The sequence below is a fragment of the Haloparvum sedimenti genome (assembly GCF_001462205.1).
Lineage (GTDB): Archaea > Halobacteriota > Halobacteria > Halobacteriales > Haloferacaceae > Haloparvum > Haloparvum sedimenti.
Genome location: NZ_LKIR01000127.1, coordinates 7,525 through 29,139, shown reverse-complemented (window position 1 = coordinate 29,139; position 21,615 = coordinate 7,525). Strand labels below are relative to the sequence as shown.

The 21,615-nt window shown below is 69.4% G+C and carries 20 protein-coding genes and 1 pseudogene; 4 read left to right on the top strand and 17 right to left on the bottom strand.

The genetic code is table 11. The annotated features are described in order from the left end of the window. Window positions 1-135 precede the first annotated feature (135 nt). Window positions 136-1,512: a serpin family protein gene (locus AN233_RS10235; RefSeq protein WP_058366687.1), complete on the top strand. Its 1,377-nt coding sequence runs from the start codon at window positions 136-138 to the stop codon at window positions 1,510-1,512. A gap of 24 nt (window positions 1,513-1,536) precedes the next feature. Here AN233_RS10235 and rqcH read toward each other — a convergent pair whose 3' ends face one another. From rqcH to AN233_RS10180, 11 genes are all read right to left on the bottom strand, one after another. Then, a complete protein-coding gene (gene rqcH / locus AN233_RS10230; protein WP_058366686.1) occupies window positions 1,537-3,654 on the bottom strand; it encodes a ribosome rescue protein RqcH in 2,118 nt (705 codons plus the stop codon). Between the two features lie 143 nt (window positions 3,655-3,797). After that, the gene (locus tag AN233_RS10225; RefSeq protein WP_058366685.1) at window positions 3,798-5,231 is read right to left on the bottom strand and encodes a S8 family peptidase; all 1,434 of its coding nucleotides are present in this window, start codon (window positions 5,229-5,231) and stop codon (window positions 3,798-3,800) included. Between the two features lie 265 nt (window positions 5,232-5,496). Continuing rightward, a complete protein-coding gene (locus tag AN233_RS10220) occupies window positions 5,497-7,197 on the bottom strand; it encodes a tRNA uridine(34) 5-carboxymethylaminomethyl modification radical SAM/GNAT enzyme Elp3 (protein WP_058366684.1) in 1,701 nt (566 codons plus the stop codon). Window positions 7,198-7,251: 54 nt separating this feature from the next. Continuing rightward, a complete protein-coding gene (locus AN233_RS10215) occupies window positions 7,252-7,581 on the bottom strand; it encodes a hypothetical protein (protein ID WP_058366683.1) in 330 nt (109 codons plus the stop codon). 3 nt (window positions 7,582-7,584) lie between these two features. After that, the gene (locus AN233_RS10210; protein ID WP_058366682.1) at window positions 7,585-7,902 is read right to left on the bottom strand and encodes a MarR family transcriptional regulator; all 318 of its coding nucleotides are present in this window, start codon (window positions 7,900-7,902) and stop codon (window positions 7,585-7,587) included. Between the two features lie 429 nt (window positions 7,903-8,331). Next, window positions 8,332-9,702: a geranylgeranyl reductase family protein gene (locus AN233_RS10205; protein ID WP_058366681.1), complete on the bottom strand. Its 1,371-nt coding sequence runs from the start codon at window positions 9,700-9,702 to the stop codon at window positions 8,332-8,334. A gap of 97 nt (window positions 9,703-9,799) precedes the next feature. Then, on the bottom strand, window positions 9,800-10,861 hold the full coding sequence (locus AN233_RS10200) for an ABC transporter permease (RefSeq protein WP_058366680.1): 1,062 nt from the start codon (window positions 10,859-10,861) through the stop codon (window positions 9,800-9,802). Beyond that, window positions 10,854-12,146, bottom strand: a complete 1,293-nt coding sequence (locus AN233_RS10195; protein WP_058366679.1) for an ABC transporter permease — start codon at window positions 12,144-12,146, stop codon at window positions 10,854-10,856. The genes AN233_RS10200 and AN233_RS10195 overlap by 8 nt, the downstream gene beginning before the upstream one ends. Then, window positions 12,143-13,783 carry an ABC transporter ATP-binding protein gene (locus AN233_RS10190; RefSeq protein ID WP_058366678.1) on the bottom strand — a complete coding sequence of 547 codons (1,641 nt, stop codon included), beginning with the start codon at window positions 13,781-13,783 and terminating at the stop codon, window positions 12,143-12,145. Before AN233_RS10190 ends, AN233_RS10195 begins: the two co-directional genes overlap by 4 nt. 170 nt (window positions 13,784-13,953) lie before the next feature. Beyond that, window positions 13,954-15,102 carry a BMP family lipoprotein gene (locus AN233_RS10185; RefSeq protein ID WP_058366677.1) on the bottom strand — a complete coding sequence of 383 codons (1,149 nt, stop codon included), beginning with the start codon at window positions 15,100-15,102 and terminating at the stop codon, window positions 13,954-13,956. Between the two features lie 178 nt (window positions 15,103-15,280). Next, a complete protein-coding gene (locus tag AN233_RS10180; protein WP_058366676.1) occupies window positions 15,281-16,792 on the bottom strand; it encodes a phosphomannomutase in 1,512 nt (503 codons plus the stop codon). Window positions 16,793-16,878: 86 nt separating this feature from the next. Here AN233_RS10180 and AN233_RS10175 point away from each other — a divergent pair, with 86 nt between their 5' ends. Continuing rightward, window positions 16,879-17,157, top strand: coding sequence for an acylphosphatase (locus AN233_RS10175; protein ID WP_058366675.1), 279 nt, complete (start codon window positions 16,879-16,881; stop codon window positions 17,155-17,157). A 12-nt stretch (window positions 17,158-17,169) separates the two neighbouring features. Here the strand turns inward: AN233_RS10175 and AN233_RS10170 are convergent, their stop codons facing one another. Together AN233_RS10170 and AN233_RS10165 are read right to left on the bottom strand one after the other, a co-directional pair. Further along, a complete protein-coding gene (locus tag AN233_RS10170; RefSeq protein WP_058366674.1) occupies window positions 17,170-17,580 on the bottom strand; it encodes a CBS domain-containing protein in 411 nt (136 codons plus the stop codon). 97 nt (window positions 17,581-17,677) lie between these two features. Further along, entirely contained in the window at window positions 17,678-18,454 is a 777-nt protein-coding gene (locus AN233_RS10165; RefSeq protein WP_058366673.1) for an enoyl-CoA hydratase/isomerase family protein, read from the bottom strand. 129 nt (window positions 18,455-18,583) lie between these two features. Here AN233_RS10165 and AN233_RS10160 point away from each other — a divergent pair, with 129 nt between their 5' ends. Beyond that, window positions 18,584-19,093, top strand: coding sequence for a DUF5797 family protein (locus AN233_RS10160; RefSeq protein ID WP_058366672.1), 510 nt, complete (start codon window positions 18,584-18,586; stop codon window positions 19,091-19,093). 215 nt (window positions 19,094-19,308) lie between these two features. After that, entirely contained in the window at window positions 19,309-20,004 is a 696-nt protein-coding gene (locus AN233_RS10155; protein ID WP_058366853.1) for a DUF2797 domain-containing protein, read from the top strand. Window positions 20,005-20,089: 85 nt separating this feature from the next. Here the strand turns inward: AN233_RS10155 and AN233_RS18240 are convergent, their stop codons facing one another. The 4 genes and pseudogenes from AN233_RS18240 to AN233_RS18055 form a co-directional block, all read right to left on the bottom strand. Continuing rightward, the gene (locus AN233_RS18240) at window positions 20,090-20,212 is read right to left on the bottom strand and encodes a hypothetical protein (protein ID WP_281176555.1); all 123 of its coding nucleotides are present in this window, start codon (window positions 20,210-20,212) and stop codon (window positions 20,090-20,092) included. A gap of 135 nt (window positions 20,213-20,347) precedes the next feature. Beyond that, window positions 20,348-20,989: a flavin reductase family protein gene (locus AN233_RS10150; RefSeq protein WP_080508427.1), complete on the bottom strand. Its 642-nt coding sequence runs from the start codon at window positions 20,987-20,989 to the stop codon at window positions 20,348-20,350. Then, the gene (locus AN233_RS10145; protein WP_058366671.1) at window positions 20,986-21,465 is read right to left on the bottom strand and encodes a VOC family protein; all 480 of its coding nucleotides are present in this window, start codon (window positions 21,463-21,465) and stop codon (window positions 20,986-20,988) included. Before AN233_RS10145 ends, AN233_RS10150 begins: the two co-directional genes overlap by 4 nt. Before the next feature lie 78 nt (window positions 21,466-21,543). Continuing rightward, window positions 21,544-21,615: pseudogene (locus AN233_RS18055) on the bottom strand (quinol oxidase); the annotation flags it as partial.

The following is a 21,615-nucleotide window of genomic DNA, read 5'->3' as shown; positions in this document are numbered from 1 at the left end:
CTCTTGCCCTTTCGGCTCGGTTGGCCGGCGTCGCGGAGCCAGCGGACCCGCGAGATCCATCGCTCGGCGTCGATACCGCAAACGGCTCTTTGTGCCTACGGAAAGCACTCAGTAGGAGCGCACCTCCGTGGAGACATGAACGACGAGCGACTCCCGCGCCGGCGCCGCGACATCCTCGCGGTCTCGGGCGCCCTGGCGGCGGCCGCGCTGGCCGGCTGCACTGGAGACGGAGGCGGCGACGAGCCGACCGGAACCGCGACGCCGACCGACACCCCAACGGACACCCCTACCGACGATCCGACGGAGACGCCGCCCGCGGGAGATCCCTCGGTAGACGACGAACGGCTCGCGGAACTCGCGGCGGGCAACGCCGGCTTCGCGCTGGACCTCCACCGCGAACTGGCCGCGAACGCGGCCGCGCCCGGCAACACGTTCCTCTCCCCGTACAGCGTCTCGCTCGCGCTGGCGATGACCTACGCCGGCGCGGGCGGGGGGACGGAAGCCGCGATGCGTGAGACGCTCGGCTTCACGCTCCGCGAGGAGACGCATCCCGCCTTCGGCGACCTCCAGGCGGCGCTCGACGAGCGGGCGACCGCGGAGGACTCGTCCGGCGAGGACGAGGATGTCGACGCCTTCCGACTGGCCGTCGCCAACGCGCTGTGGGGCGCGCCGGAGTACGGTTTCTCGGAGGAGTACCTCGCGCTGGTCGAGGAGCACTACGGCGGCGGGTTCAACGAGGCGGACTTCGCGGCCGATCCCGAGGGAGAACGCGAGCGCATCAACGCGTGGGTCGCGGACGCGACGGCGGACCGGATCGAGGAGCTGCTCCCCGAGAACTCGCTGTCGGCACAGACCGTGCTCGTCCTGACGAACGCCATCTACTTCACGGCGAGCTGGCGACAGCAGTTCGACCCCGAGAACACGTCGGACGCGACCGTCACCGCGCTGGACGGCACCGAGTCGACGGTCCCGATGATGCACCAGGAGCTCCGCACGGACTACGCCGACCTGCCGCGGGCCCAGGCGGTCGAACTCCCCTACGTCGGGCAGGAGGTGGCGGCGGTGTTCGTCCTTCCGGACGAGGGGGCCTTCGAGGCGTTCGAGGCGGACCTGGACGCGGAGACGCTGTTCGGCGTGTTCGACGCGCTCGGCGACGCCGAAGGTGACCTCCGGCTCCCGCGCTTCGAGTACGACTTCGCCGCCGAACTGAAGGAGCCGCTCGAGGCGCTGGGCATGGGACCTGCCTTCGGTCCCGGCGCGAACTTCTCGAACATGGTCGAGAGTGGCGGTGGGCCGGGGATCGACGAGGTGTACCACGAGGCGTTCGTCAGTGTGGACGAGGAAGGGACCGAGGCCGCGGCGGCGACCGCGGTCGACATGATCGAGAGCGCGCCGCCCGAGTCTTTCGACCTCACGTTCGACCGCCCGTTCCTCTTCTGTATCCGGGACAAGCCGACCGACGCGCTGCTGTTTCTCGGGCGAGTCGTCGACCCCGGGGCGGCACAGGAGTGACTGCGGAGGTTCCGAGCCGACGCCCTACTCGACGATCTCGGAGCCGCCCGGCGGCAGGAACTCCTGGATGAGGTCCGCGCTCGCGACTTTGCGGACGAACGACTGGTCCGCGAAGCGGTTCTTGAACTCGCGGTAGACCATCATCGCGGCGTCGTTTTGCGCGTACATCCCCGGCTCCAACTCGACGCTCGTCGCGACGCGGTCGCGGACCGCGGCCGGCGGGCCGCCGATCACGCGCGTCACGGGTTCACACTGGACGCCGACCGCGACGCGGCAAGCGATGTCCTCGAAGTAGGTGCGGTCACCACGGATGGCGAAGCCGCCCTTCTCGAGGTACTCGCCGCTCTCGGGCGTCTTGGACACCTGTTCCGGCTCGACCATGTAGGCGTCGCCGGCCCCCCTGCCCGCCTTCCAGTCCGAGGAGTACGACACCGCGAACTGCGCGGCCTGCCGGAGCGTCTCCTCGTCGAAGTCGACCGGCTCCGAGGCCTCCGAGGGACCGGCCGCCTTCAGCAGGGTGACCGGGCCGCCGTGGGCCTGCGTGTGGAAGAAGCGGTCGTGTTTATCCATGTACTTCTTCACCAGCTCCTCGTTCTGGTCGGCGTTGCGCCCCCCGATGACGAGGTAGCCGTCCGAAGTGTGGAACCACCGGAAGCGCTCGAACCACTGGTCGGTCTTGCGTAGCGGGATCGACGAGCGAGCGAGCCAGTCGATCGGCTCGTGTTCCGCCGCCTCGTCGTCCGCTTCGTCCTCGTCGTCCGCCTCGTCTGCCGCCTCCCACTCCTCCTTGCGGCGCTTGACGGCCTCGAGCTCCTCCCGAGTCGCTTCGATGGCCTCCTTGGCGCCCTCCTTTTTCCCCTCGATGCGCTTGGCCTCCTTGTAGAGTTCGTCGGCGTTCACCTCGACGCCCGCGGTCGCGTCGAGTTCGATCTCGGCGTCGTCCAACTCCACCGTCACCGTCCCCTCGCTCCCGTCCACGTCGGTCACCGCCTCGGCCGCGGGGATGCCGCGCTCGGCGCCGGCCGACAGCGTCTCCGCGATCTCGTCCCACGGAACGCCCTCCTCGCGGGCGTCCTGTACCGTCGAGAGCACCTCGTCGACGAGGTCGTAGTTGGCGTACAGCAGCTCCGCGCGCTCGCGCTCCCGTTCGGCCTGCTGTTCGAACCCCTCGATGGCTCCCTCCTGCTGCTCGATGATGCGCTGCTGTTTCGCGATCTCGGCTTCGAAGTCGGGCTTCGAAGAGCCGATATCCTCGGGTTCCTCGGCCTCTTCCTCCCGCTCGAAGCGGTAGAAGTAGTCGTCGACGGCCGCGTTGAACGAGTCGTACCCCTCGCTCGCGAGGTCCTCGTGTTCCGTCAGCGGGAATGGCGTCACGTCGACCACGTTTCCGTCGTCGTCCTCGTAGACGCGCGGGTCCAGCTCGCCGGCGTGGAGCCGCTCGTCCAGCCGCGCGATGGCGTCGTAGAGGGCGCGGTACTGCTCCTCGGTCGCGTCCGCGATGTCGAGCGTCTTCTCGACGCCCGCCCGAGAGCAGACCTCCTCGGCGTAGAGCCCGCCGAGGTTGAGCTGGGTCGCGAGCGTCCGTACCACGTCGGTGTCGGACTCGTCCATCCGGCGGACGAACGCGTCGAAGCTCACGTCCAGCGGGTTGAGCCGCGAGGCGGGGTACTCGTACTGCGAGCCGGGCGCGACGGTCCGGGACTTCAGCCGGACGGTCTCCAACGCGCCGACCACCTCGCCGGTCTCGTCCAGCGCCGCGACGTTGCCCTGGCCGAACAGCTCCGCGACGATGCGCGTGTTGCCGTCCTCGCGTGCGAACTCGAAGGTGAGGATGCGGTCGAACTCGTACTGCTCGACCCCGACGAAGTCCGCGCCCGAGAGGCGGTTGCGCAGCATCTTCGCGAAGTTGGGCGGCCGACCCGGCGCGTCGGGGACGTGTTCCTGTGCCGCGACGTGCGCGCGCTTCACGTCGCCGACCTCGATCAGGAGCTCGACGCGCCCCCGGTCGAAGTCCCGGAGCTTGAGCCGGAGCAGGTCGTCGCCGTAGAGGTAGGCCTTGTCGACCTTCGCCCCCGCGTATCGCCCGAGTTCCGTCACGAGCGCGCGGAGGTCGATGCTCGACAGCTCCGTTTTGCTCTCCATACCCGGACCACACGGGGCCCGGAAAAAGGCGTGTCGTTCGCGGGGCCGCAGCGATCGGGACGCGGGGTCGGCGCGCGGCGACCGGTCACACCCGGTCGCGACGTCGACGCGCCGCGACGTTCCCGGCCGCGGTCGCGACGGCCCTACCGCGCCGCCTTCACCAGCGAGCGCAGGTCGAGGTGGCCCGCGCCGTGGTACTGCTCGCCGCCCGGTTCGCCATCGGTCGCGGTCTCGCGGAGCAGCGACTCCACCTCCACGACGCCGGCGTCCGGCCGCAGCGACCGCACCAGCGCCACGGCGCCGGACACCTGCGGTGCCGCCATCGAGGTGCCGGCCTTCCAGCCGTACCCCGGAACGACGCCGCCGTCGCCGTCGGGCGAGACGACCGTCGAGAGGACCAGGTCGTAGTAGGCCGGCGCCTCGCCCGCCTCGAGCGCGTCGAGGTCCGCGTCGCCGCCTGCCGCGCTCATCTCCACGGCGCTGCCGTAGTTCGTGTAGAAGGCGGGCGAGGAGGTCGGGTCCTCGAGGCGCTTGAGCGCGAGGTCCTCGCGCTTCTTTCGGTCGTCCCACAGGAAGCCGATGGGGCCGGTCGCGGAGACGCCGAAGACGCCCTCGGCCTCCGTCGGGAGGCTCAGGACGCCCTCGGCGTCCATGTCGATGCCGTCGTTACCCGCGGAGTTGACCACGAGCATTTCCTGCTCGCGGGCGTACGCGGCGGCGCGCTCGTAGGCCTCCTTGACGTCGAGCAGGAACGGGAACTCCTCGGGGTCGACGTAGGGGACCGGGTAGCCGAGACTGAGGTTCGCGGCGTCACACCCCTTGTTCGCGGCGTCGACGATCGCCGCGATGACGTCGCCGGTCGCGCCCTCCACTCCGGAGAAGACGCGCAGCGAGACGACCTCCGCGTCCGGCGCGGTGCCGAGGACGCCGTCGCCGCTCGCGTTCGTCGCCGCGACGGTACCGGCGACGTGCGTGCCATGGTCGCCCGCACCGTTCGGTCGGAAGTCGTAGGGGTCGGTCGTGAAGTTCGCGGAGAGCTCCGCGTTCACCACGTCCGCCAGATCGGGATGGGCGTCCGAGACGCCGCTGTCGATCACGGCGACGCGAGCGCCTGCTCCCGTGCTCGTGTCGTGGACCGTCCGACTGTCGTCGGGCCGGTCCGAGAGGTCGCCCAGTTTCTGAGCGCGCTTGTCCCACTGAAGCTCGTTGTTGGACAGGCCGTCGTCCCATGCCGGGTCGCCGGCGGTTCCGCTTCCCTTGTCGACCTCCGCGGCCGGCCCCGCGTTCTCCGGAACCGCCCCGGCATCGTCACGGTACACCGTCACGTCCGGCGTCGTCGAGTCGACGCCGGGTACCGCTGCTGGGTCGCCCCGCGCCGCCAGCAGGTCGATCTCGGAGATGTCGTGAACGATCTCCACGTCGTCCGGGACGTCCCCGCGGTCGATCTCCCGCAGATCGATGAGGAACCGATCTGTCGCCGGGTCCTCGCCGCCTTCGGCGGCTGCCAGTCCCGAGAACGTCGTCGCTACGCCTGCCGCACCGATGCCCTTCAGAAGGGATCGTCTGTCGAAATTCATGGATACACCCACTGTGTGAGAGGGTACCATTACTCGTGACAACGCGACTAAAATTCTTTCTTAAATTCGAGAAAACTGATGTTGTGTTTATTCGCTGAATGATTGCGCTCTCTGGACGTCGCGTGGACTCAAATTCGTGTGGCGCCAGGGAGGCGGTGCGCATGGCGTTCTCCGGAGGGGCTCGCGCGGGGACGCGTCGCTCATGGCTGCGAGTGTGCGGGGCGACGAAGTCGGCCGCGGTCGTCGCGACGGACCCGCCCAACCCTCAGAGCCGCTTGGAGACGTACGGTCCGTCCTGTCTGTACCCGAGCTTCTCGCGGTAGTACTGGCGGACGCCGATGCCGGAGATCACCGCGATCTTCGAGAAGCCGGCGTCGCGGGCCAGCTCCTCGGCGTGGGCCAGCAGGCGCTTGCCGTACCCCTTGTGCTGCCAGTCGCCCTCGCCACCGAGGCCGACCTCGCTGCCGTAGACGTGGAGTTCGCGCACGAGCGCCGCGTCCGCGAGCTCGCGGCGGACTGGGTCCGACTCCGTGCCGGGCGTGCCGGGCTGGTCGGGAGCGTAGGATGGAAACCGCAGGCGACAGAAGCCGATCAGCAGGTCGCGGACGGGGTCCTCGAACGCGATGAACTGTTCCGTCCCGCCGCCGGCCTCGTAGGTGGTGACGTTCAGCTCGACCGCGTCCGGGTCGGGGTCGGCCTCGTTCATCCCCACCTCGCGGGCGCGGATGTCGCGGACCTCGATCCCCTTCTCCTCAGCGCGCTGCTCGGCCAGCTGGCGGAGGTTGGACTTCCAGACGCCGGCGTCGATGAAGTCCGCCGGGATGTCCCGCTGGACGCGCTGGAGGCGGGTGTACTCCGGGATCTCGCCCATGATCTCCGCGATCAGGTCCGCGGCCTGCTCGTTGTCGAGGGGGTCGTACTCGTCGCCGTGCCACTGGTCGTAGACGCGCGTCCCTCGGACCACGAGCGTCGGGTAGATCTTGAGGTAGTCCGGCCGCCAGTCGGGGTTGTCGAAGAGCTGTCGGAAGTCCTCCAGACACATCTCCTCGGTCATGCCCGGCTGGCCGGGCATCATGTGGAAGCCGACCTTGAACGCGGCGTCGCGCAGCCGGCGGTTCGCGTTCCGGGAGGCCGCGTTGCCGTGCCCGCGGTGCATCTCGCGGTTGATCCGCTCGTAGGTGGTCTGGACGCCGACCTCCACCTTCGTGCCGCCGAGATCCAGCATCCGGTTTATCTGCTCGGGGTCACACCAGTCCGGCTTCGTCTCGAAGGTCGTCCCGACGTTCCGGATCTCGTTGGTCTCGTTCTCGGCGATGACGTCCTCGAGGTACTCGAACTCCACATCGCCGGGCGCGGGCGCGAACGACTCGCCCTCCGCGGGCTTGGGCTCCCTGTCGAGGTCGTAGTCGTTCATCGCCTGCAGCGCGCGCTTGACGAACCACTCCTGGTAGTCGTGCGACCGCGCGGTCATCGTCCCGCCCATCAGGATGAGCTCGACCTTGTCGACGGGGTGGCCGATCTTCCGGAGCTGTTCGAGCCGGAGGGTGACCTGTCCGTAGGGGTCGTAGTCGTTCTGCTCGCCGCGGGCCGCGGCCGGCTCGTGGCCGGTGTACGACTGCGCGGAGGAGAACTCGGAGGCGGGGCCGCCCGGACAGTAGAGGCACTTCCCGTGCGGGCACATCTTCGGCGAGGTCATGATCGCGACCGGCGAGACGCCGGAGGCGGTGCGGACGGGCTTGCGCCGCACGACCTCCTTCACCTCGTCGCGGAACTCCGCGGGCGCGTGGTCGAGGATCTCGGTGTTCTTGGGCACCTTCGGCGAGGAGAACTCCGAGCAGACGTCGAGCTTCGCGGACTCGAGGTCGTCGCGCTCGACCTCGCCCGCGAGGATGCGCTCGACCAGCTCCTCGCAGGCGTTCACGAACGCCTCGGGCTCCGTCTCGTCGCTCGGTGCGTCCGTACTCATTACGACTGGATCGACGGGTTTCGGGGTTAAGGGTATCGCTCGGAAGAGGTCGCGCTATTGAACGCCGAGATAGCCGGCCGCCTCTCGCGCGATCTTCTCGGTGGTCTCCTCGATCAGACGTCCCTCCGTTCCCTCGATGTCCGCGTGGCGGATCGAGGCGACGGTCCATGGATTCACGTAGCTGTCTCGCGGGAGCCCACCGGACCTGAAGTCGTCGTCCGAAATCGGAATGGCGACGGCACGGCGGGTCGTGGTGACCGCCGCGTAGAGCGCTTCCTCGTCGCTGAACGGGTGGCTCTCGTCGCTCAGGTAGACGTACGGACGGAAGTCGTACTCCGCAAATAGGTCGGGGCCTTTCACGACGTCGCCGCGGTCGTACGTCATCGGTCACTCCTCGCCGTAGTAGTCGTCGTCAGTCGAGGTCGAACTCGACCGTATCTGGGCCGCGTACGAGGCGAGGCGGTCGTCGTCCGCGACGGCCCAGTACCGGCCGTGGTGACGGACGAGCCCGCGGTCCTCCAGCCGCGACAGCGCGGCGCCGACGCTTCCCCGTTTGATCCCCGTCGCCTCGTGGATCTCTGTCTGCGTGAACGCGGCATCGTCATGCTCCGCGAGAAACAGCAGGATCCGATACGGCTGAGTCCCTTCCTGCAGATCGAGGAGGTCCGCAGGCCCCTCGTCGAACCGGTCGATGCGAATCGGCATGCGAAATGAAACGTAATAGAACGCAATAAATATATGGGAGAATCGGGACGCGGACCGACTCGGAGCAAATTCTCGACTGGGAGAAGGCTACAGAAACGAGCGTTTTCTGACGCGATATAGGTGTGGTAGCCGTGCGATTCTCTAGAAACAGGGCGCTCTCGGTGCGGTTTTCTGTTCTCTGGTCGCGGTACGATGCTGATGCGGTCGCGGTACGATGCTGATGCGGTCGCGGTACGATGCTGATGCGGTCGCGGTACGGTGCTGATGCGGTTGCGGTGCGGGTTTCTGTCGGGGTCGTGGTACCGCGGCGGCGCGAGGGCGCGAAGCGCCCGCAGCGCCGACCGCGGTCCTTTTTGATCGACATTTTTCAAGGAGCGGTCAAGGCGGCGCGAAGCGCCGCCGCGACCCGACGCAGAAAAAGGTCGGTGTTTAGTACTTCGGGTCCGCGCCGGTCGTCTCGTAGACGCGCTCCATGATCGCGTCGCGCTGCTCGGTCCAGCGCGCCATCTCGTCGGGGTGGGAGGGGTACGACTCGTAGTGGGCGAGCAGCTCGTCGGCGAGCTGCTTCGTCTCGTAGAAGTTCCAGATCTGGCGCCAGTAGCCGAAGCTCTTGATCGCGGACTTCAGCTTCAGCGTCAGCGACATCGAGGTGGAGCCCTCGTAGAGCGCCTCCGCGAGGTTCTCGCCGGGGAGCGACGCGAGCAGGCCCATCAGGTCGTCGACGTCGACCGCTGTCGAGAGGATGTTGTACACGTCTAAGGCGGCGTAGCGGCCGCCGAAGTGGTCCATCACGCGCTCGTTGTAGCGCCAGAGCGCGTCCTCGCTCACGTCGCCCTCGCTGAGGGCTTCGATCGCCTGCTCGCCGGCGTACTGGCCGGCGTAGGCGGCGCCCGCGATGCCGCCGCCGGTCGTGGGGTTGACGTGGGCGGCCGCGTCGCCGACCGCGATGTACCCCGGCGCGGTCGCGGAGTCGTACGGGCGCCGGGTGGGCAGCGCCGCGCCGAGCTTGTCCGAGACTTCCGCGCCCTCGAACTCGGGGCGGTCGCGGAGGTCCTTCTTCAGCGAGTCGACGAGCTTCATCGGCTCCTCGTTCATCTGGAAGCCGAGGCCGGCGTTGATCGTCGTGTCGGTCCGCGGGAAGTACCAGAGGTAGCCCGCGGCGCGCTCGGTGGGCTTGAACACGAGCGCGTCGTCCCACTCGACCGGCTCGGGCACCTCGACGATCTCGCGGTACGCCGAGCAGAACTGCGAGTAGCTGACGTTCGTGTCGAAGGTGGCGTCCTCGAAGTCGGTCTTGTCCTGCAGGATCGAGAGCGCGCCCGCGCCGTCGATCAGCAGGTCGGCATCGTAGGTGACCGCCTCGCCGCGATGCTTGCCGACAACCCCGGTGACGGTGCCGTCGTCGGCCTGCTCCACCTCGGAGACGACGGTATCGTAGTGGAACTCCACGCCCGCGTTCTCCGCGCCCTCGATGAGCTTGCGGCCGTACTCCCAGCGGTCGATGACCGCGAGTTCGCCGGGGACCGGGATCTCCAGGACCGTGTCCTCGGAGGGGATCTCGAAGCGGCCGTGGTCGACGCCCGTGTTGGTGAACGCCGACTCGATCTGCGATTTGGGGATCGCGTCGGGGAACGCGTCGGCCCCTTTGAGCGCGTCGCCGCAGGCGATGTGGCCCGCCTCCTCGGCGGTCTTTCGCTCCACGACGACGACGTCGAGCCCCTCCCGGGCGATCGTCGCCGCGGCGTAACAGCCGGCGGTGCCCGCGCCGACCACGACGACGTCGTACTCGTGACTGCTCATGCCCGGGAGGTGGTCCCCGCGGTGGCAAAACTCTTTATGCCCGTTTGCGTCGCTTTCGGGGAGTCAGAAGGGGAGACGCGGCGTGGGCCCGCGGACCTCAGTCCTCGGTCTCGTAGTGTTCGCCGGCCGCCTCGGGGAGCCGCGTCCGGCCCACGAGCGCGAGGACGACGATGACGACGACGTACGGGATCGTCTGGACCAGCGTGTCCGGGACCGCGTAGCCGAGCTGCTGGAGCCGGACCTGCATCGCGTCGAGGCCGGCGAACAGCACGCCGGCGCCGAACGCGCCGATCGGGTTGTAGTTGCCGAACAGGTAGGCGACGATGGCGATGAACCCCTTCCCCTGGACCATCGTCTCGCCCGAGCCGACGAACTGGCCGATCGAGAGCGCGAGCGCCGAGCCGCCGACCCCCGAGAGCACGCCCGACAGCAGGACGCCGGCGTGGCGCACCCTCGAGACCGAGACGCCGACCGTGTCGAGCGCCTTCGGGTTCTCGCCGGCCGCGCGCAGGTGCTTGCCGAACGCGGTGTGGTTCAGCGTCCACCACGAGGCCGCCGTGGCGACGACGACCATCGCGGCCGAGTAGGACCAGCCGACGCTGACGCCGAGGTTCGGCGTGTTGACGCCGCCGAAGAACACCGTCGACATGAACGGCGCCAGCCCGAGCGCGATGAGCCAGACCGCCAGTCCGGCGATGATCTGGTCGGCCTTGAACTCGATGCAGACGACGCCGAACACGCCCGCGAGCGCGGCCGAGGCGGCGATGCCGGCGAGGAACCCGACGACGATAGCTGGCAGCCCTAACACGGTGTTTCCGGCGCCCACCAGGCTCGTGGCGTACACGGAGACGAACGCCGAGATGATCAGCAGCCCCTCCAGCCCGATGTTGATCACGCCCGACTTCTCGGCGAAGATGCCGCCGAGCGCGGCCAGCACGATGGGGGCCGCGAGCCGCGCCGTCGCGGTCGCGGTGCCGGCGTTGAAGACGATGCCGGCGAGGTCGCCGGCGATGGAGTCGGGGAACAGCAGCCCGCCGATCCCCAGTGTCGTCAGAAACGCGGCGAGCGCGATACCCGCGAGGGCGAGCGACCGGACGTAGTCGTCCTCGATCAGGTCGTCGACGACCGGGACGTGTACCTCGTTCAGCGGGTTACGCATCGGCCTCACCTCCTTCGGACGCGGCCGCGCTGTCGTCCGTTGCACCGCTCGCGGGACCGCTCCCGTCCAGCCCCGCGTACCGGCCGATCATCCGGAAGAATTCCGGCATCGCGACGAAGAGGATGATGAGCCCGCGCAGTACCGCCACCAGCTCCGTCGGCACGTCGGTCTGGAACCCGATCTCCAGTGCGCCCCCCTTCAGCAGGCCGAACAGGAACGCCGCGGGGAAGACGCCCAGCGGGTTGTTGCCCGCGAGGATCGAGACCGTGATGCCGTCGAAGCCGAGGTCGGGGACGGACGCGATCCAGCGCCCCTCGGACATCAGCACCCACACCGCGCCGCCGACGCCGCCGAGCGCCCCCGAAAGCGTCATCGCCCGAACCGTCGTGAGCTTGGCGTTCACGCCGCCGTACTCGGCCGCGGCCGGCTGGATACCGCTCGTCCGCAGGTCGTAGCCGAACGTCGTGTGCTCGATGAGGACGTAGAGGCCCACCACGAACAGGACGCCGGCCAGAAGCGCCGCCTCCGCGAAGTCGGCGGACCCGGGGAAGAACCACGGCTGGATCTGTGCGTGTTCCGGGACGTACTGCGTCGCGACGACGGAGCTTCCCTCCGCTCGGAACACCTCCAGCACGAGGACGTACGCGATGTTCGCCGCGATGAAGTTGAGCATTATCGTCGTGATCACCTCGTTGGCGTCGGCGTATGCCTTCAGCGCGCCGGGGATCGCCCCCCACACGCCGCCGGCAATGGCCCCAGCGAACACCCCGATGACGATGAGTGCGATCCCGCCGAGCCGGCCGGTCGGGAACACCGGCGCGGCGGCGACGACGACGAGCGCGGTCGCGAGGCCGCCGACCACGAGTTGACCCTGCGTCCCGATGTTGAACAGACCGGCGCGGAACGCGACCGCGACGGACAGCCCCGTGAACACCAAAAGCGTCGTCTCCGACAGCGTCAGCCCCAGCGAGAGGTTAAACGGCGTCCAGTCGGGGTTGAACAGCCCGGGCTCCCCGAACGCGAAGGGGTAGCCGAGCGCCCCGTTGAACAGTACGGCGTACACCTGGAAGGGATCGTAACAGAAGCCCAATCCGGTCACCGGCATGGTCCACGCGGCGGTCTCGCAGGCCGCGACCCGCCCCGAGGCGAGGATGATGAAGAAGCCGACGACGACCGACAGGAAGATGGCCGCCACGCTGATCAGCAGCCGCTCGGCCACCGAGAGGTCGACGAACGTCCGCAGGAACTCCCGAATCGACCGCGCTATCGCGTCGATCCGGCTCACGCGTCCACCTCCTCGTCCGCGGCCGGCCCGTTACGCCGGTCGTCGTCCTCGTCCGCGGCCGGTCCGCCATGCGGGCCGTCCCCCGCGGCCTCGTACACGCGTGCGGTCTCGACGGACTCGTCGTCCGGCGACTCCCCGGCCATCAGCAGTCCGAGTTCCTCCTCGGTCACCGTCTCGGGATCGACCACGCCCGAGAACGCGCCCTCGTGCATCACCGCGAGCCGGTCGGAGAGCCCCTGCACCTCGTCGAGCTTCGAGGAGACAAGCAGCACTGCTTTCCCCTCCGCGCGGAGCTCCAGTAGGCGGTCGTGGATGAACTCGGTCGACCCGATGTCGACGCCGCGAGTCGGATGGGTCGCCACCACGAGGTCGGGGTCGCGCTCGAACTCTCGGCCGACGATGAACTTCTGCTGGTTCCCCCCGGAGAGGGACTCCGCGGTCACTTCGCGGTCCGGCGGTCGCACGTCGTACGCCTCGATGACTCGGTCCGCGTGGTCGCGGGAGGCCTTCCAATCGATCCGGCCGGACGACGCGAACGGCGCGTCGTGCTGGCTGCCCAGGATGCCGTTCTGCGTCAGCTCGTAGGACATCACCAGTCCGCGCTCCTGTCTGTCCTCGGGGACGTACGCCATCCCGCGGTCGATCCGTTCGCGTCGGGAGACGTCGTCCATCGGCTCGCCGAGGTAGCGCACCGACCCCGCGGTCGCCTCCCGGAGCCCGGTTATCGTCTCCACGAGCTGTGACTGGCCGTTGCCGTCGACGCCCGCGATCCCGAAGATCTCGCCGGCGCGGATCTCGAAGGAAACGTCCGAAACGGCCTCGACGCCGCGGTCGTCCTCGGCGTGGAGGTTCGAAACGCTGAGGACCCGCTCGCCCGGCTCGCGAGGGTCTGCCGCCGGCTCCATCAGCACCTCGCGACCAACCATCATCTCCGCGAGGTCCTCGCGGGTCACCTCGTCGGTCGAGACGGTGCCGACGTTGATGCCGTCGCGGAGGACGGTCACGTCGTCGGCCGCGCGCAGCGCCTCGCCGAGCTTGTGCGAGATGAAGATGATCGTCTTGCCCTGATCGGTCAGCTCCTCGAAGACGGCGTAGAGGTCCTCGACCTCTTGTGGCGTCAGCACGGCGGTCGGTTCGTCGAGGATCAGGATGTCGGCGCCGCGGTACAGCGCCTTCAGGATCTCGACCCGCTGTTGGACGCCGACGGAGATGTCCTCGATCCGCGCGTCCGGATCCACGTCGAAGCCGTACCGCGCGCTCAGTTCTCGGACCGACTCGCGGGCGGCGTCGGCGTCGACGCGGAGCCCGCCCCACGTCGTCGGCTCGTTGCCGAGGACGACGTTCTCCCAGACGGTCATCGGGTCGACCAGCATGAAGTGCTGATGGATCATTCCGATGCCGGCGTCGATCGCGTCCCGCGGCGAGTCGAACTCCTGCGGAGCGCCGTCAATGCGGACGGTCCCCTCCGTGGGTTCGTAGAGTCCGTACAACACGTTCATCAGCGTGGTCTTGCCGGCGCCGTTCTCGCCGAGCAGCGCGTGGACGCTCCCGCGCTCGACCACGAGGTCTACGTCGTCGTTGGCGACGACCCCGGGGAACCGTTTCGTAATGCTGTCCAAATGGACCGCCGGGTTCATTGACCGATCGGTCCGGGGGAAACGGTAAAAGCCCGCGGATTCCCGCCGAGGAGCCGCCGTCTAACTCGGTCTCACCGGCGCTGGCGGCGATTCAGGGTTGAGAGGGCAACCGCTCATCGCCCGGAGAAAAACGGTCGCGGGACGGAACGGGACGGACGTAACGGGGCGGCTCAGTTGCCGTCCGTCTCGGACGGCACGTCGATGTCGCCCGCGATGATCGCGTCGCGCGCGTCGCTGACGGCAGTCGTCGCGTCGTCGGGGACTTCACCGCCGATCTCGTCGCCGTAGACGCACTCCACGCCGTTGGACTCCAGCCCGAGTTCGACGACGCTGCCGCCCTGGTGGTCGTCGTCGACCACGTTCGAGATGGACTGGAACACCGCGTTGTCGACGCGCTTGACCATCGAGGCGAGGATCACGTCGGAGAACTCCGGCTCGGTGATCGACTGGTCGAGGTCGACGCCGAACGCGAATCGGCCCTCCTCCTGAGCCGCCTGGAACACGCCGACGCCGGTCGCGCCGGAGGCGTGATAGACGATGTCCGCGCCGCTCTGGTACATCGACAGCGCGGCCTCCTGTCCGCCGGAGGGGTCGGAGTAGCTGCCGACGTAGCTGGTGATGACGTCGACGTCGTCCGTCGCGTAGTCGACGCCGGCCTCGAAGCCGGCCTGGAACCGGCGGATGACCGGGCTGTCGACGCCCCCGACGAAGCCGACGTTCGTGGAGTCGCCGGCCGTCTGGCCCGCGCCGGCCGAGAAGGAGGTCGTGGTCAGGTTGCCCGCGAGCACGCCCATCAGGAACGAGCCCTCGTGCTCCTTGAACACGTAGTTCGCGACGTTCGGCTCCTCCAGCACGGAGTCGACGAGCATGAAGTTCTGCTCGGGGAACTGGGGCGCGTTCTCCGCGAGCGCGTCCGTCTGGTTGAACCCGATACAGGAGACGAGGTCGTAGTCGGGGTCGGTCGAGCTAGCGTAGCGCTGCTGGTACTGGCCGAACTCGCCGGTCCCCTCGGGCTGGGATTCGTCGAAGGCGATGCCGAGCTCCTCCTCCGCGCGGACGACGCCCTCGCGAGCGGCGTCGTTGAAGGAGTTGTCGCCGAGGCCGCCGTCGGAGTAGACCATGCCGACGTGCGCCGGTACGTCGCCACCGGACTCGGTTTCGCCGTCCCCGCCGGTCTCCGTCTCCTCGCCGTCGGAGCCGCCCTCCGTCGTCTCGCCGCCGGAGTCGCCCTCCGGACCGCCGGTACAGCCCGCCAGCCCGACGATACCGGCCGCGCTTGCCGCCTTGATGAACCGCCGCCGATTCGGATCGGATGCCATGTCGTCTGAAACGGGAACGCTCGCGGGCATAAATTCGTCGCTATGCGGACATCGTATTGCACGTTCGTCCGACACGTCCTCCGCTCCGGCCCGAAACCCGGCCGGATTTGCGGGGTTCTGTACACCCCCGTGCGATGTATGGATCGATCACCAGAAACACCGCCGGAGGGGCGTCCGGTCAGGCCCCGGACGCCCCGTCGACCGCGTCGGCGACGACGCCGCTCGCCTCCTCGACGAGCGCGTCCACCTCGTCGCTCTCCGCGTAGACGCGGACGTACGGCTCTGTTCCGGAGGGACGCACCAGCACCCACGAGGCGTCGGGGAACTCCAGCCTGACGCCGTGTTCGGTCGAGACGTCCGCCTCGGGGAACGCGTCGGGCAGCGCCGTCTCGAGGCGCGCCATCACCCCGGTCTTGCGGTCGTCGGGACAGTCGACGCTGACCTTGCGGTAAGGGCGTTCTGTCACCGGCTCGCGGAGGGTCTCCAATCCCTCGGCGGCCACGAGCCGTGCGATCACGGCCGCCGAGCAGACGCCGTCGATCCAGCCGCCGAAGCCGGCGTGGACGTGCTTCCACGGCTCCGCGGCGAACACCACCTCGGCGTCGGGCGCCTCGCCCGAGGCGGCCGCGGCCTCGACGCTCGCGATGCCCTCGTGGAGCGCGCCGAGCCGAACGCGCTCGACGCGCCCGCCCGCGGCCGCGACGCGCTCGTCGATGCGTCCGGAGGCGTTCGGCGTCGTCACGACCACCGGGTCGTCGCCGTCGTGGGCGCGCGTGTAGTGCTCCGCGAGGACCGCGAGCACCGTGTCCTCGTGGACGACCTCGCCCTCAGCGTCGATCAGGACGATGCGGTCCGCGTCCCCGTCGTGGCCGATGCCGAAGGCGAACCCCTCGGCGTCGTCGTCCTCGGATTTCCCTCCCCCGTCGCCGTCCGCTCCGCCCGGTCGGCCGGGCGCCGCGACGCCCTCGTTGGCGTCCGCGACGAACGCGCGCAGGTCCGAGAGCGTCTCGGGGGTCGGCTTGCTCCCGCGGCCGGGGAAGTGCCCGTCGACGTTGGCGTTGAGCGTGACGACCTCGGCGCCGAGTTCCCGGAGGACCTGGGGGGTCGCGACCGACGCCATCCCGTTGCCGCAGTCGACCGCGACGCGGAGCCCGTCGAGCGGCGTGCCGAACTCGCGGGCGTAGTCGGCGACGGCCGCGCGGTAGTCGGGGAGCACCTCGATCCGCTCGGAGTCGGTCCACGCGTCCCAGTCGGTCGGGGACGGGTCCGCCGCGACGCGCTCCTCGACGGCGGCCTCGAGGTCCCGGTCGAACTCCGTCGCGTCCCGGAACAGCTTGATCCCGTTGTCGTGCGGCGGGTTGTGCGAGGCGGTAAGCATCACGCCGTGGCGGTCGCGGGCGGCGTACGCCAGCGCCGGCGTTGGGAGCACGCCCGCTCGGAGAACCTTCGCCCCCGCGGCGCTCAGTCCCGCCTCCGCCGCCGCCGCGAGCGCCGGTCCGGTCACGCGACCGTCGCGTCCGACGACGACCTCCGGTGGCTCGCCCTCGCCCGGGTCTTCGGAACCGGCCGCCGGTTCCTCTTCCGCTTCCCGCGCTATCGCGCCGACCGCGCCGCCGACTGCGAGCGCCAGGGCCGGCGTCACCCGGTCCTCGACGCCGCCGCGGATCCCTGCGGTACCGAACAGTTCCATGGGCGAGTCGTCGGCCGGCGCGCGTTAGAAGCCGTCGGTTGCGCGCGGGCGTCCGTTTGAAGTTCGCCGGCCGCGATCCCTCTCCCATGAGCGAGCGCACCCGCGCACACGTTCACGTCTCCGGGACCGTACAGGGCGTCTACTACCGCGCGAACACCCGCGATACGGCCCGCGAGAAGGGGGTCGACGGGTGGGTCAGAAACCTCGACGACGGCCGGGTAGAGGCGGTCTTCGAGGGACCCACGCCCGCCGTCAAGGAGCTGGTCGCGTGGTGCGAGACCGGCAGCCCCGCCGCCGACGTCGACGACGTGGCGGTGGCGTGGGAGAACCCGGAGGGGATCGAGGGGTTCGAGGTCCGCTGGTGACGGGGGTCGGCCTCAGACCACGTCGGCGGCGGCCGGATCGAGTCCGGCGACGTACTTCGCGATGTCCGTCGTGGAGACCATCCCGATGAGTCCCTCCTCCTCGTCGACGACCGGCACGTGGTGGAAGCCGTGCTCGGTCATCAGGTTCGCGACCTCCTGAACGGAGTCCTGCGCCCCTGCGGTCACCACGTCCGTCGACATGTAGCGCTCGACGGTCGTCTCGGCCTTCGGCTTGCTCGCGGCGACGATGGCGACGAAGTCCGTCGTCGTGAGTATCCCCCGCAGCGCGCCGTCCTCGTCGACCACGAGCAGCGAACCGATCCCCTGATCGAGCATCAGCTCCGCGGCCGGCTCGACGAAGGTGTCCGGCGTCACCGTCACGGGATCGGTGCTCATCACGCGCGCGACGAGAACGTCTTGCATGGATGACCGTGACACAGGGGCGGACAAAAGGGTGTCGCCGTGCCGATGCCTTCTCGCGGTCAGGTGCGTATCGGCGACGGACCGCAGTGGGTTCCGACTACTCGAACTCCGCGTCGCGCTTGTCCAGGAACGCGTCCATCCCCTCGCGCTGGTCGTGCGTACCGAAGAGGCCGGCCCACGTCCGGCGTTCGAACGCGAGCCCCGCCTCGCGGGACCCCTCGTAGCCGGCGTTGATCGACTCCTTGGCGGCCGCGAGCGCGTGGCGCGGGCCGGCCGCGAGCTCCCCCGCGAGCTCCGCGACGCGGTCGTCGAGCTGGTCGTGCGCGACGACCTCGCCGACGAGCCCCATCTCGTGGGCGTCGGTCGCGTCGACGCGGTCGCCGAAGAAGATCAGCCGGCGCGCGGTCTCGTCGCCCACCAGCCGAGGGAGTCGCTGCGTGCCGCCCCAGCCCGGAACGATGCCGAGTTCCACCTCCGTCTGCCCGAGCGTGGCGCGCTCGGAGGCGACGCGCAGGTCGCAGGCGATGGCGAGTTCACAGCCGCCGCCGAACGCGTAGCCGTTGATCGCGGCGATGGTCGGCGCGGGGAACTCCGCGAGCCCGCTAGCGATCCGATGGCCGAGCTCCGCGTACGCCTGCGCCTCCGGCGTCGAGAGGTCCCGCATGTAGGAGATGTCCGCGCCCGCGACGAACGCCTTCTCGCCCGCGCCGGTCAGGACCAGCGCGCGGACCTCGGCCTCCCTCGCCTCCGCGAGCGCGTCCTCCAGCGCCTCCAGGGTGGGGACGTTCAACGCGTTGAGGCTCTCCGGGCGGTCCACCGTCACCGTGGCGACCCCCGCGTCGTCGATCTCCAGCGTCACCGTGTCTGCGGCCATGCCCGACCCGTGGGCGGGAGGGGTGAAAACCGTTCCCCGGACCGTCCCGGCCGGTCCCAGAGCGCGCCCGACCGCTCGCGCCGCGGTTCCGGAACGTCCATTTGTGGCGGCCGCGAACCGCTTCGCAAGATGGGACTGAGCGAAGAGGAGCTGGACCGGCTCGCGGACGTGGTCCGGCTCCAGCCGACGAAAAACGCCGAGCTACAGGAGGCGTGGGGGATGGAGAGCGGCAGCGAGGTCCACAGCTACCTCGAAGGCCACCTCACGGACTACTACTTCCGCGACGACGACAGCCTGATCCGCGCCACGAGCGAGGCGGCTGACCTCGTCGACGTGGAACCGGGCGTGGAGTCCGACGCCGAGGCCGAACCCGGCGGCGTCCCGGACACGATACGCGTGCCCGAACTGCAGGCGCAGGTGTTCGAGGTCGTCGCCGGCCCCGAGGAGCGCTCGCAGTCCGTCGTCTCGGTACTCAACGACCTCCGGGAGACGTTCGGTGTCGACCCCGACGTGGACGACGTCCGGCGCGCGCTCCGCAGTCTGGAACGCAAGAACGTCGTCGAAGTGGTCTACCGCACCGTCCCGACCTTCCGACTCGCGGTCGAGCGCGACGCCGTGACCGTCGAGGTCGCCGAGTAGTCCCGACGCTCCCCCGTTCTCCCGCTCCTCTTCGCTCCTCGCCGACGGACAGGCCTAAGCCGCCGGCCGGCGTACGCGTCGCCGTGCAGATCGTCGGGTATGACTCGAGAGACGCCGGCCTCCTGGTGAGCCGCGGCGACGCGAACGACGCGAACGACGCGGCCGGTGGTGACGCGACCGCAGGCGACAGCGATGCACCCGGAAACGGCGGCGACGTGACGTATCTCGACCTGACGCCGGGCACCGAACTCGACTACGCGCTCGGCGAGCGGCGCTGTGCCGGCACGGTCCACGAGGGGACCCACGTCCCCTGCGACGCGCCCGAGGCGCCCTACTGCGACGCCCACTCGCACGTCTGGGTCTGCGCGCGGTGTACCGGGACGTGTTTGAAAGACGAGATGGACTGCTACGAGGACCACGCCGTCTACCTGGCGGCGTTCGCCCCCGACCGCTTCAAGGTCGGCGTCACGCGCCTGTGGCGGCTCGAGACCCGGCTCCGGGAGCAGGGCGCCGACCGCGCGGCCCACGTCAGAACCGTCGAGAACGGGCGGATCGCCCGCGAGATCGAGGCCGGACTCGCCGACGGCTCCGATCTCGTCGACCGCGTGCGGGTCCCGACGAAGCGAGCCGGACTGGCGGCCGAGGTGGACGACCGCGCGTGGGCGGCCCTGCTCGATCGGTTCGACGTGACGGAACGGTTCGACTTCGACTACGGCCTCGACCTCGCGGAGCGGCCGATGGCCGAGACGATGGCGGCGGGGACCGTGGTCGGAACGAAGGGTCGCCTGCTCGTGCTCGAGCGCGGCGGGTCGACGTACGCGGTCGATATGCGCGACCTGGTCGGCTACGAGGTGGCGGAGGGACGCACCGACCGGGACCTCCAGTCGAGCCTCGGCGCGTTCGGCGAGTGAGGGAGTGCCGACGCTCGCGGTGAGAATCCGGAACGGTCGCTCCGCCGTGAGAGATGAGAGAGAAGCAGCGTCGACGCGCCGAGCGTTACTCTTCTTCCTCTTCTTCCGGTTCGCGGTCGCGGCCGCGTCCCCAGACCGCGTCCGCGGAGGTGTCGTTCGGTGCCGTGTGGGAGACATCTTTCATCGTTCGTCGGTCGGAGTCGGTCATCGTGACACCGAGTAACGCGGTTCGGTATAAATGTGCTTCGGCGAATATGGTTATAACCATTATTAGCATACTTATGGCCTTATACAAAAATCTCGGCGCGAGCGCCGCCGGACGGGGCCGGAGCGATCGGGGTCGCTACGGCGGGCGCTCGATCTCGAACCGGTCGTCGGTGCCGGCGTACCAGTTCCCGGCGAGGCGCCCGACCGCGTCCAGCTTCTCCGTGTCGAGTTTCCCTCCGGTCGTGACGGCCTCGTCGACGTGCGCGTAGACGACCTCGCCGAGGACCATGGTGGAGCCCCCGACTTCGATCGCGTCGGACAGCTCGCACTCGAAGCTCACCTTCGCCTCGGCGACGCGCGGCGCGTCGACTCGGTCGGCCTCTATCGGCGTCACGCCCGCGTGCTCGAACTCGCTCTCGTCTGGCGGGAGCGTCGCACTGGACGCGTTCATCGACTCCACCAGGTCCGCGGTGACGACGTTGACGACGAACGCCTCCGTCTCCAGGGCGTTCGCGAGCGTGTCCTTCGGCGCGGTCGTCGTCGCGACCGGCGCGAACATCAGGGTCGGCGGGTCGACCGCGACCACGTTGAAGAAGCTGTACGGCGCGAGGTTCTCCCCGGCCGGACCGCGCGAGGAGACCCACGCGATCGGCCGGGGGACCACGGCGCCCGACAGCAGCCGATACGGGGAGCCGAACGCGTCCGGCTCGCCGCCGCGGACGCGGCGGTCGCTCCGCTCCGCGTCCTCGGACCCCGGCTCCGGGACAGGGTCCGTCATTCCGCGCCGTCCGCGAACGGGTCGATCTCGGCGCTGCCCGGCTCCGCCTCGTCGACGCCGAATCCCGGACCCTCGGTGGCGAGCTCGAAGACGAGCCCGTCGGGGTCGCTGAAGTAGACGCTCTTGAAGTAGGTCCGGTCTTTCACCTGCGAGACGCGGACGCCCTGCTCCTGGAGGTGCTCGCGCCACTCCGCCAGCGCCTCCTCGTCCTCGACGCCGAACGCGAAGTGGTGGCTCGCGCCCGGTCCGGGCGCGCCCCGGGAGTCCGGATACTCGAAGTAGGTGACGGTGGCGCCGGGCTCGCCGGCGGGCGTGGGCGAGAAGTAGTAGTGTTTCGTCCCGGGGTCGTCATAGTTCTGCGTGCGCTTGACGGTGTGCCAGCCGAGAGCCTCCTCGTAGAAGGCGACCGTCTCGTCCATGTCGGTACAGATGTTCGTCACGTGGTGCAAGCCGGTGGTGGGTGGCGCGTCGGTCATGAGTATGAGTGAGTCCGAATGAGTGGGGCAGTCAGTTAGCTATGCGGGCCGGAGGAGCAGTCGAACGACGCGGCGTCCTCAGAAGAGGCCGATGCCGACCGCGTAGGGCCAGGAGGCCCCGCCGACGGCCAGCAGCGCGAGCGCGGCGCC

Coding starts and splice junctions, on each gene's coding strand:
- AN233_RS10170 (WP_058366674.1), bottom strand. CDS start 17,580: ATGCAAGACGTTCTCGTCGCGCGCGTGATGAGCACCGATCCCGTGACG.
- AN233_RS10180 (WP_058366676.1), bottom strand. CDS start 16,792: ATGGAACTGTTCGGTACCGCAGGGATCCGCGGCGGCGTCGAGGACCGG.
- rqcH (WP_058366686.1), bottom strand. CDS start 3,654: ATGGAGAGCAAAACGGAGCTGTCGAGCATCGACCTCCGCGCGCTCGTG.
- AN233_RS10210 (WP_058366682.1), bottom strand. CDS start 7,902: ATGCCGATTCGCATCGACCGGTTCGACGAGGGGCCTGCGGACCTCCTC.
- AN233_RS10145 (WP_058366671.1), bottom strand. CDS start 21,465: ATGACCGACGCGCCACCCACCACCGGCTTGCACCACGTGACGAACATC.
- AN233_RS10160 (WP_058366672.1), top strand. CDS start 18,584: ATGGGACTGAGCGAAGAGGAGCTGGACCGGCTCGCGGACGTGGTCCGG.
- AN233_RS10220 (WP_058366684.1), bottom strand. CDS start 7,197: ATGAGTACGGACGCACCGAGCGACGAGACGGAGCCCGAGGCGTTCGTG.
- AN233_RS10205 (WP_058366681.1), bottom strand. CDS start 9,702: ATGAGCAGTCACGAGTACGACGTCGTCGTGGTCGGCGCGGGCACCGCC.
- AN233_RS18240 (WP_281176555.1), bottom strand. CDS start 20,212: ATGACCGACTCCGACCGACGAACGATGAAAGATGTCTCCCACACGGCA.
- AN233_RS10225 (WP_058366685.1), bottom strand. CDS start 5,231: ATGAATTTCGACAGACGATCCCTTCTGAAGGGCATCGGTGCGGCAGGC.
- AN233_RS10215 (WP_058366683.1), bottom strand. CDS start 7,581: ATGACGTACGACCGCGGCGACGTCGTGAAAGGCCCCGACCTATTTGCG.
- AN233_RS10190 (WP_058366678.1), bottom strand. CDS start 13,783: ATGAACCCGGCGGTCCATTTGGACAGCATTACGAAACGGTTCCCCGGG.
- AN233_RS10165 (WP_058366673.1), bottom strand. CDS start 18,454: ATGGCCGCAGACACGGTGACGCTGGAGATCGACGACGCGGGGGTCGCC.
- AN233_RS10200 (WP_058366680.1), bottom strand. CDS start 10,861: ATGCGTAACCCGCTGAACGAGGTACACGTCCCGGTCGTCGACGACCTG.
- AN233_RS10235 (WP_058366687.1), top strand. CDS start 136: ATGAACGACGAGCGACTCCCGCGCCGGCGCCGCGACATCCTCGCGGTC.
- AN233_RS10185 (WP_058366677.1), bottom strand. CDS start 15,102: ATGGCATCCGATCCGAATCGGCGGCGGTTCATCAAGGCGGCAAGCGCG.
- AN233_RS10150 (WP_080508427.1), bottom strand. CDS start 20,989: ATGACGGACCCTGTCCCGGAGCCGGGGTCCGAGGACGCGGAGCGGAGC.
- AN233_RS10175 (WP_058366675.1), top strand. CDS start 16,879: ATGAGCGAGCGCACCCGCGCACACGTTCACGTCTCCGGGACCGTACAG.